Source organism: Pantoea sp. RSPAM1 (assembly GCF_038816185.1).
Classification (GTDB): domain Bacteria; phylum Pseudomonadota; class Gammaproteobacteria; order Enterobacterales; family Enterobacteriaceae; genus Pantoea; species Pantoea ananatis.
In genome coordinates this window covers 3573470-3586736 of sequence record NZ_CP046137.1, presented here as the reverse complement: position 1 = coordinate 3586736, position 13267 = coordinate 3573470, and the positions used below count along the sequence as shown (strand labels likewise).

Genomic DNA, 13267 nt, shown 5'->3' with positions numbered 1-13267 from the left:
CTCAGCGTCTGGCTGAATCCATAATACAGGCAGTGAACACCGTTATTTGGGTTTAAACTGCCTTACATCAATCGCGTATCGTTTTATTTTTCGCCACAACGTGGTGCGGCCGATGTGGAGCAGATCAGACATCGCCTGTACTTTGCCCTGAGTCATGCGGGCAGCCTGGAGGATCGCTTCTTTTTCAATCGCGCTAAATGACAGATTATCCGGCAGCAGAGAGGCGTTTGCGGCATTGTCAGGTTGCTCAGATAAAAGCGATTCTGGTAGGTTATTCCATCGGATATGGCCATGTTCACTACTGATAGCAATATTTTCAATCACGCTGTTTAATTCAAAGTCATTACCGGGCCAGCCATAACCCATTAATTGCGTCATCACCTCGTCATCAACTTTAAAGCGCGAGGAAAAACGTTTTTCCAGCCTGCGTAGGCGGTGATTAATTAAATAGGGAATGCTGTTACGCCGCGCGCGCAAGGGCGGAATGGCAATCTCGAAGGAATGTAATGCGTAATAAAGCTGACGGCTAAAACGATTCTGTTCCACAAGATGGGCCAGATTAACGGTAGTCGTGGCAATCACTTTAATATCAACGGGGATCAGCCGCCGCGCATCAAGGCGGGTCAGCACGCCTTGCTTAATGACCTGAAGCAGGACAGATTGCTGTCCGGGTGTCAGATATTCAATCTTTTCCAGAAACAACGTGCCGCCGCTGGCCAGTTCCAGGCGGCTTAAACGGCCATCTCTCTCCTCGCCGGGTGCGCTGCCTGTAAAATCCTCTCCCTGTGTATTGTCGGCATAAAGCTGACAGTTAACCGCAATATAAGGGCCGCTTGCCCGGTCACTTTCATTATGAATCGCCTGGCTCAGCAACTCTTTACCGACCCCTTCTTCCCCGCACAGTAAGACTGGAAAGCTGCCTTTGGCTGCCTGACGACCAAAATGTATTAAACGACGCGTGTCGGCATCCTCTTCTGGCATCTGTTCAAAGGTGTGACTGACTTTACCCAGTTGGCTGGTCATAAGTTGACGGACTTGCTCAACCGGGTGGAGCAGTAAAATAAAGCTATTGCCCTGAACTTCAACAATGGGTTTCAGGGTAATCACCGCATCAACAAACTGATGCTGGCTCTCAAAGGTGACTTCCACATGTTTTAATCCCTCTACCTGCTTAATCGCCCGGCGCAGCAGAGCCGGCAGCGTGATCAAATCAGCAATGTTCTTTCCCTGACTGGTCAAGACATCAAGGTGCAACTGCCGGGCTGCCTGAGCATTCAGGAACTGCAGGATGCCTTGCTCATTCCACGCCATGACGCCGTCGTCCATGCTCTCCAGCAGGCCATAAAGCTGGTTCAGATGGCGGTTGGAATCGGCTAACAAATTGTCTGTTAACAGTGAATTGCCTATTTCCCGGGCAACAGAAAGCGTCAGCGAGAGATCGGAGGGCGCCCGATCCTGATAAAGACAGGCCAACGCGATGGAGCCAAATAAACGACCGTGATTATCGAATATGGGTGTAGAGCAGAAAGACCAGGGATGAAGAGCCCGTTTGAAATGCTGTTCCCGGCTGGTTTTTAATGGCTGTCCTTCAAGCGCGGCCAGCGACAGGGCGCAGGTACCAATGATACTTTCCGCACAGTAACTTCCCTCCTGCAGGCCTAATTTCTCAAGATCCAGCAGCGTTTGTGCATCGCCACAACGGTTTAAGATACAGGCGGATTCATCAAGAATAATCAGCGCACAAGGGCGGTTCGCCATATATTCCCACGCATCCTCAAGCGTGGCCTGGCCAATGGTGAGCAGGGCGGTTTTGCGGCGGCAAATCGACGCGTAAGTTAATCCCTGTGCCTGATGCGGTGCTTGCCAGTTGTCCCGCTGCATGTATTTACTGCAACGGTGCCATGACTGAGCTATCACCGCTGAAACGTGTTTATCGCTCTCGGGCGCGAACACTGTCATATCCATTTCCGCTGAAAGACCATAGGATCCCCCCAGCCGCGCAGCAAGGGGGAAGTCGTTGCCCGGAGACTCGGGCCAGCGGTTTACCTGTGACAGATTAACGCGACAGCCACTGCTGTCCTAGCAGATCGGCAGTGATAATCGCCGCATAAACGCTGTCTGGTGTGACCGGGAACGGCATATTGTGGATGGTTTCGCCTTCCACACAGGCCGCCTCGGCAACCGCCTGAATTTTTTTCTCGATATCCTGTTTCACGCCCATTTGCCCCAGGGTGACAGGCAATCCTACTTTCTGGCAGAACGCCAGCACGGTTTCGATCTCTTCTGTCGGGCTGTTTTGCAAAATTAACTGGGATAACGTACCAAACGCGACCTTTTCACCGTGATAAAGGTGATGGCACTCTTCCAGTACGGTAAACGCATTATGAATGGCATGCGCGGCGGCAAGGCCACTGCTTTCAAAGCCAATCCCGCTGAGGTAAGTGTTGGCCTCAACAATACGTTCCAGCGCATCTGTTACCACGCCTGCCTGAGCCGCGAAGCGAGCCTTTTCACCTTCCGCCAGTAGCGTTTCATAGCACAGCCGCGCCAGGCTTAACGCTGCGGCCGTCGACTTGCCGCCTGCCATGCTGGTTGCGCCAGAATCGTAACAGGCTTTGGCTTCAAACCAGGTGGACAGGGCATCGCCCATTCCCGCGACCAGTAAACGTACCGGGGCTTTGGCAATGATCGTAGTATCCATCACCACCATATCGGGGTTTTTGGGATAGATCAGGTACTCTTCAAACTCACCGGTTTCGGTATAAATCACAGACAATGCGCTGGTAGGCGCGTCGGTGGAGGCGATGGTGGGGATAACCACCACTGGCAGTTTGAGATACCACGCAATCGCTTTGGCCGTATCCAGCGTTTTACCGCCCCCTAATCCGATGACGCCCCGGCAGCCGTTTTGTTCTGCTAACGTCATCAGCCGGTTGATTTCAGCCCGGCAACATTCCCCGCCAAAACGTTCTGCATGACAGGTGACGTCATGTTCGGCAAGGCCGCTCATCACCTTATCGCCCGCCATGTTCATTACAAAGTCATCGGCAATCACAAAAAAACGATCGGCCAGGTTCTTTGCGTACTGGCCGAAGGACATGGCGGCATTGGGGCCCTGAATATATTTCGCTGGAGACTGGATAATTTTTGGCATTCCTTTCACCCTCAAGTAAGAACATGTTCGCATAGTGAACGCTGGCATCTCTCTGGCTCGACTTGCAGTGAAAGCCGAATGATGGCCGACGTCGCGTTTCACTTTACGCTCGACATGGAGGTGAAAAAGTTTTGCGGCCAACGTTCTGATATGGAACACCTTACCGCTCCGCACGTTTCATACTGGAACAATAAACCAGGTTTGAATGCTATGTTGCGATCGCGATCGTCTCCAGCAGTGTAAAACGGCAAAATGCTGTGACGATTTTCCTGACTACATGACGCGCGATGCTGTCTGCCGCTTAAAAACCTGCCTGCTCAACAGTATTTATTTATCGCTTCCGCCGTCATGACTTGCTTTGCCTCTCATTTTTACCCAACAGACGCGTGATATGTTTCATTATGGAACATAAAAAAACCTCACGATGTTCCGTTATGAAACTCTTCATCCTGACATTTTTTTTCTCGTCGACTCCATGAGAATCAGTGCGTCGACGAGCGGTCTGCCGCCGTCACCGTTCCCCCGTAATCGGGTTGTCTTTGCCTCAGGCAGAGTGACAGCTAACTGCATCCAACGGAGCATAAAGAATGAAAAAGCTGATTAACCGTGTGGAAGATGTATTGAGTGAACAACTGGCAGGATTGGCAAAAGCCCATCCTGAACTGACGCTTCACCAGGATCCCGTCTGCATGACGCGAGCCGATGCGCCTGTAGTGGGAAAGGTTGCGCTACTTTCGGGCGGCGGCAGCGGCCATGAGCCGATGCACTGCGGTTTTATTGGTCATGGCATGCTGTCTGGCGCCTGCCCCGGCGAAATCTTTACCTCACCCACGCCAGACAAAATGTTTGAGTGCGCCATGAAAATTGACGGCGGTGAGGGCGTGCTGATGATCATTAAAAACTACACCGGCGATATCCTCAACTTTGAAACGGCAACCGAACTGCTGCACGAAAGCGGTGTGAAGGTCACGACGATAGTCGTGGATGATGATGTCGCCGTAAAAGACAGTCTGTATACGGCTGGACGTCGTGGCGTGGCGAATACCGTACTGATTGAAAAACTGGTTGGCGCTGCCGCAGAGCGTGGCGATTCCCTTGAAGCCTGCGCTGCGCTGGGACGTAAGCTGAATAACTGTGGTCACTCTATTGGCATCGCGCTGGGCGCCTGTACCGTTCCCGCTGCAGGAAAGCGCTCATTTGAACTTCAGGACAATGAAATGGAGTTTGGTGTCGGGATTCATGGCGAGCCGGGTATCGATCGCCGCACCTTTACTTCGCTGGATAACACGGTCGATGCGATGTTTGAAACCCTGCTGGAAAATGGCACTTACAGCCGCCCGCTGCGTCACTGGGATGTCGATACCGGTAGCTGGCAAGAAGTGCAGCATACCAAGCAGGCTTTAACCCGCGGCGACAGAGTCATTGCGCTGGTCAATAACCTGGGCGCGACGCCGCTATCAGAATTATATGGCGTGTACAACCGCCTGGCGCAGCGTTGTGAAGAGCAGGGGATCACCCTTGAGCGCAGTCTGGTAGGCAGTTACTGCACGTCACTGGACATGGTGGGCTTTTCCATCACGTTGCTGAGCGTGGACGATGATTCACTGGCGCTGTGGGATGCGCCGGTCCATACACCAGCCCTGAACTGGGGCCAATAAGGAGTTCGATATGTCACTGACCCGCGCCCAAATTGTGAGCTGGCTTTACCGCTGTGGTGAGGTTTTTACCCGTGAAAGTGATTTTTTGACCGGACTGGACCGTGAAATCGGCGATGCCGATCACGGGTTAAATATGCATCGGGGATTCAGTAAAGTTGTCGAGAAGCTGCCTTCTGTTGAAGATAAAGATATCGGCTTTATTCTTAAAAATACCGGTATGACGCTGCTCTCGAACGTAGGCGGAGCCAGCGGGCCGCTGTTTGGTACGTTCTTTATTCGTGCGGCTCAGGTTACCCAGGCGCACCAGAGCCTGACGCTGGAAGAGCTGTATCAGATGATTCGTGAAGGGGCGGAAGGGGTCATTAATCGCGGTAAAGCCGAGCCGGGCGATAAAACCATGTGCGACGTCTGGCTCGCGGTCGTGGCGTCACTGCGTCAGTCCAGTGAGCAGAATGTCTCACTCAACGCTGCGCTTGATGCCGCCTGCCAACAGGCGGAGTCCGCCGCTCAATCCACCATCACCATGCAGGCCCGCAAAGGGCGCGCCAGCTATCTGGGTGAGCGCAGTATCGGCCATCAGGATCCCGGTGCAACCTCGGTCATGTTCATGATGCAAATGCTGGCCGCCGCCGCCAGGGAGTAAGGAGAGAGGAATGGTAAACCTGGTGATCGTGTCACACAGTGCAATGTTAGGCGAAGGCGTGGAAATGCTGGCGCGGCAAATGTTAACCGGCGATAACTGCAGGCTCGCGGTCGCCGCCGGCATTGACGATCCTGATCATCCTATCGGCACGGATCCAATAAAAGTGATGGAGGCGATTGAGGCTGTCGCGGATACCGATCATGTGCTGGTCATGATGGATATGGGAAGTGCCCTGCTCAGTGCTGAGACGGCACTGGATCTGCTCGACCCGGCCATTGCTGAAAAAGTGCGCCTGTGTGCAGCACCGCTGGTGGAAGGCACGCTGGCAGCCACCGTTAGCGCGGCGGCGGGGGCGGACATCGACACAGTCATTGACGTTGCCATGAATGCGCTGACGGCGAAACAGGCCCAGTTGGGGATAACGCCTCCCGCGCACGCCGCTTCGCTGCCCGTGAAAGCACCCGATTCGGACGCGCGTTCGGTTACGGTCACCATCAGGAACCACCACGGTCTGCACGTTCGTCCAGCTTCGCGGCTGGTCGCTGCACTGGCGGGGATGAACGCTGATTTGGTGTTAGAGAAACAGGGGCAGTGCGTGAAGCCAGACAGCCTCAACCAGATTGCTTTGCTTCAGGTTCGCTGTCATGACGCCATCACCTTGTCGGCGAGTGGGCCCGATGCTGAGCGTGCCCTGGCGGCATTTGGATCCCTTGCGGCGGAAGATTTTGGCGAACATCCCGAGTCGGTGGCGTTAAAAACATCGGCGTCCAGCGTCGAAAAGGTACAGGGTAAAGCGGTGTTTTATCCTCTGCCGCTGGCGCAGCCTGCCAGGCACCCTTGCAGCGATGTCGGGCAGGAAGAGGGGCGGCTGCAGCAGGCGATAGTCGATACGCTCAATGACCTGAATGCGCTGGCTGCCCTGGCAGAGAAAAAATATGGTGCTTCGGTGGCGGCTATTTTCTCAGGCCATCACACGTGGCTGGACGATCCCGACCTGTTTGACGCTGCCTGTGAGGTCATACGTAATGACTCGTGTTGCGCTGAATCAGCCTGGTATCAGGTGCTAATGGAATTAAGCCAGCAATATCAGCACCTGGATGATGCGTATTTGCAGGCGCGGTTTATTGATATCGAAGACATACTGTATCGTACTCTGTGCCACCTGAATGGGCGCGACATCAGGCTGCCGACACCAGACGTGCCCGCCATTATCGTGGCAGACGATATCTTTCCTTCAGCGGTCGTTAATCTGGATGAGCAACAGATAAAAGGCATTTGCCTGCGGGAGGGCAGCACGCTGTCACATGCCGCAATCATTGCTCAGCAGGCCGGTATTGCCTTTATCTGTCAGCAGGGCGCAGTGCTGGATATCATTCAGCCAGAGGACAGGCTATTGATTGATCCCGCTGCACAGCGCGTGAGTTGCGCATAACGCTGGTGTTCATAAGCCTCTGGTATCTGTTCAGGGGCTTTAATTTATTTGGGTTTGATACAAAATTTCAGTTAAATCTTTTTTTCTCTTTACCGTTCCACAACGCCCTCTCATTTTGACGCATTTTTATCCAATAATTTCTCGATATTTCAATCAACCCGATCTTTAACAAAGAGAAAGAACAGCAACGACTGCAAACCGCGCAGATGATTGGCGAGATTGGCAGTCAGGTGGCGGATATTGCTCGTACGCAGGGAGAGATTGGTGCGCTGAAGGAAGCCCAGAAGGTAAAAGGCCCCGCACCTGAAGGCGCGTCTGAAAAAGTACATAATGCCTACATTGAGAGCCTTAAAGCCACAACTGAGTACAAAATAGCAATCGCTGACTCCGGCACAGGAAGTTCATTACAGCGGGGGATTCAGGCGGCAACTGCGGCTGTTCAGGGACTGGCTGGCGGTGATTTTAAAGCGGCACTGGCTGGCGCATCCGCCCCTTACCTCGCCGAACTGATCCACAAAAATACCACCACAACAGGCCCTGACGGCAAGCCGGTGGTGAATACCGCAGCCAATCTGATGGCACATGCGGTTGTAGGCGCCGTCATTGCACAGGCGCAGGGCAACAGTGCGCTGTCCGGTGCCAGTGGGGCAGCGCTGGGCGAATTTATCGCTCAGGAGATGTATCCGGGTATCGCGCGGACAGATTTGAGCGAAGAGCAGAAGCAAACTATCAGCGCACTCGGAACGCTGGCAGCGGGGCTTGCTGGCGGTCTGGCAGACGGCAGTGCGTCAGGAGCCATAGCGGGCGCTCAGGCGGGGAAAAATGCGGTTGAGAATAATGCGCTGGGAGATATTGCGCAGGCGCAGTCTGAAGGCAAGACGGTGGAGCAGAAGGCGGTTAATTACGTTGAGGCTGAAAACGAGCGCTATAAGAAGGCAAACTGCGTCGGAATGAGCGCCGAAGCCTGCTCGGTGAAGATGTACACGGAACGGCGTGAAGCGTTGAAAGATGTGGCGTCAACGGGTGCAGATTTTGTGCCGGTGGTGGGTACGATAAAAAGTGCAGCGGAAGCACAGTCAGCACTGGATTATCTCTACGTGGCCGCTTCCCTGATACCGGGAGAGCGTGTTGCCGCGGGTATGCTGAAAGCGGCAGAGAAAGCGCTTACCAGTGGTGATGTTGCTGAAGCGTCCAAGCTGGTTAACAAAGCCAGCGATGAGATAGCAACGGCTTCACGGCCCAGCCACAGGCAATCAGAAATTGATGTAGGTAAAGATCTTGGCAATGGATGGCGCGAACAAGTCAGCTTCAAAGATGGTAAAGAAGTCCCCTATGGGACAAAAGGTGGGGTTCGCCCTGATTGGTGTCAGGGAAATGTTTGTAGTGTTGAAGTGAAAAACTATAATATTACGACTAATCAGAGCGGTCTGATTAGTAATGTGTCTAAGCAAGCGATCCAACGTGCTGAGAATCTACCTGCAGGAATGCAGCAGAGGGTTATTATCGATGTGCGTGGACAAAGTGTGTCATTAGAGCAAGAGAGAGCAATTATTAAAGGAATTGTCCAAAAATCTAATGGTGCTATTGATCCAGCTGCAACTGAATTCAAAAGGTAATTCTTATGAAACACATAGGGTTTTATGGTGGCAGTTCTATAGTTGAGCTTGGCTATCCTTCAGATATGATTGAATTTATTTCTATTTTAAATGAAAATATTATTGATAAAGAAGATGGGTATTTACTGGAGCAACTTTATCTTAGATATGTTCACCTTAAGGACTTGGATAAAACTCAATCATTAATAAAAAAATTACGAGTCCTTTTACCAAAAGACGTTGAGGAAAGGTTTTTAAAATATTTTGATGGTATTGAGTATTGCATAAAATCTGCGAAAGGGTTTTATGAAGACTGGAATGTTTATAAACCAGTAAAAATAGTTGTGACTGATATGCCAGATTTTATGGGGCATCGAGATCTAGCGGTAGAAGAATATGATGCTTTATCGTCTGGTGATATCCCATTTTGGCTACGTTAAAGTAAGCAATCCCAGCCCGGCTGCTGGGATTTTTTGCCTGTTACCAGGTCAGCCAGCGCTTCGCTTCTGCGGCTTTGTCATGACTTGTGACCTCCACCCTGAAACCTCCCCACCACCCTTTCCCTCAACCACCGATGCCCCAAATCCCGGTGCGATCGCTCATGCCACAGCATCACCAGTTCAAAGCCCGGAATCGCCATCGGTGGCTTCACGGTCATTAATCCCGGCATCATCGCCGCCACTCTCTCCGGCATCAACGCCACCAAATCGCTGGTGCTTAGTACGCTGCCCATTAACAAAAAGTGGGGCACGGAGAGCACCACTTTCCGGCTCAACCCTCTGGCTTCCAGCACGCTATCCGTCACACCGCGAAAGCCGCCGCCGTCTGGCGATACCACTACATGCTCCAACGCGCAGAGCGCTTCAGCGGTGATATCAGAATGCAGGGCGGGATGATCCTGACGTCCTGCCACCACATAACGCTCCTGAAACAGCGGGCGGATATGTAGCCCGTCAGGCACGCCGTCACGCAAATGAAGCACCAGATCGACCGTGCCTTTTTCCAATTGCTGCGCGATCAACGCGGGTTTCATATCCAGAATGGCGAGCCGGGTGCCCGGTGCTTCCTGACGTAATGCTGCCATCAGGGGAACCAGTGCCGTCTGTGCGCCGTAATCCGTGGCGGCCACGCGCCACTCCTGAACGGCGTCGGCAGGGATAAACGGGCCTGGCGCAGCAACCACCTCATCGATCATGCCGTTTAGTTGCTCAAGCGAAAGGCGTAACGCCTCGGCGCGCGCGGTGGGGCGCATGCCATGAGATACCGGGAGAAGCAGGGGATCGTTAAACCACTCACGCAGGCGCTCGAGCCGGGCACTGACAGAAGGCTGAGAAAGATTTAGCCGCTGCGCGGTCCGGCTCACGCTGTTTTCCTGTAACAGCACATTCAGAGTCATTAACAGGTTGAGATCGGGTTTCATGGTATCAGTCTTGCCTATAGTGAATATCCATTCATTTACTTTTACTGATAGCACATTCGGATGCAGGCTACCTCTCAGATTCCCATCAAAGCAGGTGATTTTATGAATGTGTTAATCGTTGTTGCCCATCCTGAACCCGATTCCCTTAACGGCGCGCTGGCGCGTTTCTCCGTCGGCCACCTGGAGCAGTTGGGTCATCAGGTGCGCGTTTCCGATCTCTATGCCATGAACTGGGAGGCGCGCGTATCGCCCGCTGATACGCAGCATCGCCAGAATGCCGAACGCTTTGATCCCTCTTTTGAATCCACCCAGGCTTTTGAAGGCGGCTTCCAGAGTGAAGATATTGTGCAGGAACAGGAAAAACTGTTGTGGGCCGATGCAGTGATTTTACAGTTTCCGCTCTGGTGGTTTTCCATGCCGGCAATCATGAAAGGCTGGATCGATCGTGTTTACGCCTGCGGCTTTGCCTATGGCGTGGGGGAGCACTCAGATACGCACTGGGGCGACCGCTACGGCGAAGGTACGCTGGCAGGGAAACGTGCGATGCTGGTTGTCACGATGGGCGGATGGGAGTCCCACTACAGCCCACGCGGCATCAATGGCCATATCGATGACATTCTGTTCCCCATTCAGCATGGCATCTTGTTTTATCCTGGTTTTGACGTCTTGCCGCCTTTCACGTTTTATCGCACCGGCCGCACCGACAGCGCGCGCTTTGCAGTACTGCGTGCAGAGCTGGGCGAGCGTCTGGATAATCTGTTTGTGACCGAACCTGTCGCCTATTATCGGCAAAACGGCGGCAATTACACAATTCCGGCTCTGACACTGCGCGACGATCTGGCGGCAGGCGAGCAGGGGCACCACGTACATATTCGCAAACCCTGACAGATGAACGGGCCAGATTTCTGCGCGTGACGTTCATCTGGCCCACTCGCAACTATTTTAAAATAACCCTTGCATGCATCAGCAGGATATGACCTAATGAATCGTCGGTTTGATTAACAGACGCTATCAAAGTAAGTATCTACAGCAGTTCTCATCTCTAAGCCTGTCGCGAGACATTCCTTCTTTTTGAGTCTTCTCTTACGTTCTGATTGAAATCTGTTCTCAGGCCATTACGCCGGAAGGCTCTATTATTAAGGAATTAAACATGTCTAACAAAATCCGCGGTACCGTTAAATGGTTCAACGCTGAGAAAGGCTTCGGTTTCATCTCTCCTCAGGACGGCAGCAAAGATGTATTCGTACACTTCTCTGCAATTCAGGGCACAGATTTCCGTTCATTAGATGAAGGTCAACAAGTTGAGTTTACAGTAGAAAATGGCGCCAAAGGCCCAGCTGCTGCGAACGTTGTTGGTCTCTAAGGACTGAAAATTACGCGTTTTAAATGTCCTCACTGTAGTGGCTCGCAGTACCGTACATCACATTTCGATGTGACAAGAGCCAACCCGCATGGAGCGAAATGCATTTTTTGCAAAACGGTCGTTGTTCAGATTAACGCGACAAGGATTGCAGCTCAGAGCCAGCCTCAGGCGCTCTGAAAAGGCTAAAGAGTTCTATAGCGTTGTTGCATTTACCGTAATAAAAGGCTGCCACTGGCAGCCTTTTTTGTTTCCCTTCCGGCAACGTTCCCGCTGCTATTGACTAAACCATCAGGGCAAGCACGCCGCCCCAGAACAGCAGGCAGAAAGCGATCGCTGCAATCCAGCTCAGCTGACGAACACGTCCACGAAACAGTGACTTACGGACGACGGGAAGCGTTTCACTATGCATTCTTATATTCTCAAGTGGTGGATATCAAGCCTCGCGGGGCAGGGATAAGCTGCCCGTTACGTCTTAGCTCGCGGCTTCCATTGCTTTAAAAATCACGTCAGACAGTTCGTTCAGTTCGAACTTCGCCACATAGCCATCGGCACCGACTTTGCGCACGTGATCTTCGTTTGCGCTGCCAGAAAGTGATGAGTGGATCACCACAGGAATATGGCGCAGCGTCGTATCGCGCTTGATGTTACGTGTCAGCGTAAAGCCGTCCATCTCTGGCATTTCCAGATCGGTTAACACCAGCGCAATCTTGTCGTGAATGGATTCACCCTGGGCCTGAGCCTGCTGATGCATCTCTTTGATTTTTTCCCATGCTTCCAGGCCGGTGTTGCACATGATGGCGGGAATACCCATGCTCTTCAGGCCTTGCTCCAGCAGCTGACGGGCAACTTTAGAATCTTCCGCCACAATCGCCACTGAACCCGGCTTCATTTTGAACTGACGCGCTTTCGGAGCTTCCGGCTCAACGCCGCGCACAGACGGGATGATGTCATACAAAATTTGCTCAACGTCCAGCACCATGGCCAGATTGCTTTTTTGTTCATCGTCATCAAGGCAGGCGATACTGGTGATATTACGGCCACCGATCCCGGCTTCCGCGGTATGCACCTGGCTCCAGTTTAGGCGCACGATGTTTTCGACAGACTCGACGGCAAACGCCTGGGTGTTTCGCGCGTACTCGGTCACCAGTAACAGGTTAAGTCCCGTTTCTGGAACACAGCCTGCGACAGCCGGTAAATCAATCACCGGAATAAACTGTCCGCGGATACTGGCCATGCCGAGCAACGGCGAACGCATGCCTGCTGCTTTGGTAATCGGCGGCATCGGTACAATTTCACGCAGTTTAAATACGTTGATACCAAACAGCTCTGATTTACCTTTTAACTGGTTAGAGCCCAGGCGAAACAGCAGCAGCTCAAATTTGTTCGATAACGCGAGATTTGCTCTCTCGTCGATCTCTTTCTGAAAATTATCCATTGTTGCCTCAGCATCAGCGCAGCAGGTGAAAAGGGTTGTGATGAAGTTATCGGCAGCAAGTGAAAAAAGGTGAGAGGGGAAAATCTAACGGCCGCATATTCTTGTGCCAGGCTTAACAGTGACTATTCAACATGGACACCTTCCCTTAAAGGAGTACGAGATGAAAAAAGTATTACTGGCCGCCTTGTTAGCCATGGCAACGTCTGGTGCATATGCAGAGCAAGGTGGTTTTAAGACAGGCGATACGCCGCCGCCGCAGAGCAAACAGGATGCGGGTTACAAAGGATCTGAAGATACCGGGCAAACCCATATCGATCAGATCCGTGACTTCCGCCAGGGTGGTTACGTCACGCTGGAAGGCTATATCGTTAAAAAATTAAAGGGCGATAATTATCAGTTTCGTGACGATACCGGCCATGTGACCCTTATCGCGCCGGAAAAAACGTTCGGTGGTAAAACCTATACCGCTAATGACAAAGTGCGGGTGAGTGGCAAGGTGCAGGGGAAAGGCGATAAAACAACGCTGCACGTGACGCGGATAGATGAGCCGTAAAGGCGTGGGCGAGA

The 13267-nt window shown here is 52.5% G+C and carries 14 protein-coding genes; 9 read left to right on the top strand and 5 right to left on the bottom strand.

Annotated features, from left to right (window positions below; translation table 11 throughout):
* Nucleotides 1-42: 42 nt before the first annotated feature.
* Nucleotides 43-1959 (bottom strand): dihydroxyacetone kinase operon transcriptional regulator DhaR, encoded by a 1917-nt coding sequence (gene dhaR, locus GKC68_RS17430; protein WP_311092785.1) that lies wholly within the window; start codon nucleotides 1957-1959, stop codon nucleotides 43-45.
* A gap of 97 nt (nucleotides 1960-2056) precedes the next feature.
* Complete coding sequence (locus GKC68_RS17425; protein WP_028724057.1) at nucleotides 2057-3154, bottom strand: glycerol dehydrogenase; 1098 nt, start codon at nucleotides 3152-3154, stop codon at nucleotides 2057-2059.
* Between the two features lie 587 nt (nucleotides 3155-3741).
* Between GKC68_RS17425 and dhaK the strand changes: the two genes are divergently transcribed.
* From dhaK to GKC68_RS17400, 5 genes are all read left to right on the top strand, one after another.
* Nucleotides 3742-4812, top strand: coding sequence for a dihydroxyacetone kinase subunit DhaK (gene dhaK, locus GKC68_RS17420; RefSeq protein WP_028724056.1), 1071 nt, complete (start codon nucleotides 3742-3744; stop codon nucleotides 4810-4812).
* A gap of 10 nt (nucleotides 4813-4822) precedes the next feature.
* Nucleotides 4823-5455, top strand: coding sequence for a dihydroxyacetone kinase subunit DhaL (gene dhaL / locus GKC68_RS17415; protein ID WP_028724055.1), 633 nt, complete (start codon nucleotides 4823-4825; stop codon nucleotides 5453-5455).
* 10 nt (nucleotides 5456-5465) lie between these two features.
* Nucleotides 5466-6887, top strand: coding sequence for a dihydroxyacetone kinase phosphoryl donor subunit DhaM (dhaM, locus tag GKC68_RS17410; RefSeq protein WP_342656367.1), 1422 nt, complete (start codon nucleotides 5466-5468; stop codon nucleotides 6885-6887).
* Nucleotides 6888-7093: 206 nt separating this feature from the next.
* Complete coding sequence (locus tag GKC68_RS17405; RefSeq protein WP_342656366.1) at nucleotides 7094-8503, top strand: VENN motif pre-toxin domain-containing protein; 1410 nt, start codon at nucleotides 7094-7096, stop codon at nucleotides 8501-8503.
* A gap of 5 nt (nucleotides 8504-8508) precedes the next feature.
* On the top strand, nucleotides 8509-8922 hold the full coding sequence (locus tag GKC68_RS17400) for a hypothetical protein (RefSeq protein ID WP_089528564.1): 414 nt from the start codon (nucleotides 8509-8511) through the stop codon (nucleotides 8920-8922).
* 77 nt (nucleotides 8923-8999) lie between these two features.
* On the opposite strand, the gene GKC68_RS17395 is transcribed toward GKC68_RS17400, so the two are convergent.
* The gene (locus GKC68_RS17395; RefSeq protein WP_206115746.1) at nucleotides 9000-9902 is read right to left on the bottom strand and encodes a LysR family transcriptional regulator; all 903 of its coding nucleotides are present in this window, start codon (nucleotides 9900-9902) and stop codon (nucleotides 9000-9002) included.
* 102 nt (nucleotides 9903-10004) lie between these two features.
* Between GKC68_RS17395 and GKC68_RS17390 the strand changes: the two genes are divergently transcribed.
* The 3 genes from GKC68_RS17390 (at nucleotide 10005) to GKC68_RS17380 (ending at nucleotide 11442) form a co-directional block, all read left to right on the top strand.
* Nucleotides 10005-10787 (top strand): NAD(P)H-dependent oxidoreductase, encoded by a 783-nt coding sequence (locus GKC68_RS17390; RefSeq protein WP_264253420.1) that lies wholly within the window; start codon nucleotides 10005-10007, stop codon nucleotides 10785-10787.
* Nucleotides 10788-11052: 265 nt separating this feature from the next.
* Nucleotides 11053-11265 carry an RNA chaperone/antiterminator CspA gene (gene cspA, locus GKC68_RS17385; RefSeq protein WP_009091867.1) on the top strand — a complete coding sequence of 71 codons (213 nt, stop codon included), beginning with the start codon at nucleotides 11053-11055 and terminating at the stop codon, nucleotides 11263-11265.
* A gap of 9 nt (nucleotides 11266-11274) precedes the next feature.
* On the top strand, nucleotides 11275-11442 hold the full coding sequence (locus GKC68_RS17380; RefSeq protein WP_110983139.1) for a cold-shock protein: 168 nt from the start codon (nucleotides 11275-11277) through the stop codon (nucleotides 11440-11442).
* 103 nt (nucleotides 11443-11545) lie between these two features.
* Here the strand turns inward: GKC68_RS17380 and GKC68_RS17375 are convergent, their stop codons facing one another.
* The gene (locus GKC68_RS17375; RefSeq protein WP_260411919.1) at nucleotides 11546-11674 is read right to left on the bottom strand and encodes a hypothetical protein; all 129 of its coding nucleotides are present in this window, start codon (nucleotides 11672-11674) and stop codon (nucleotides 11546-11548) included.
* A gap of 63 nt (nucleotides 11675-11737) precedes the next feature.
* A complete protein-coding gene (locus GKC68_RS17370; protein WP_342656365.1) occupies nucleotides 11738-12700 on the bottom strand; it encodes a chemotaxis protein in 963 nt (320 codons plus the stop codon).
* A gap of 160 nt (nucleotides 12701-12860) precedes the next feature.
* Between GKC68_RS17370 and GKC68_RS17365 the strand changes: the two genes are divergently transcribed.
* Complete coding sequence (locus GKC68_RS17365; RefSeq protein WP_015700873.1) at nucleotides 12861-13253, top strand: NirD/YgiW/YdeI family stress tolerance protein; 393 nt, start codon at nucleotides 12861-12863, stop codon at nucleotides 13251-13253.
* The last annotated feature ends 14 nt before the right edge of the window (nucleotides 13254-13267 follow it).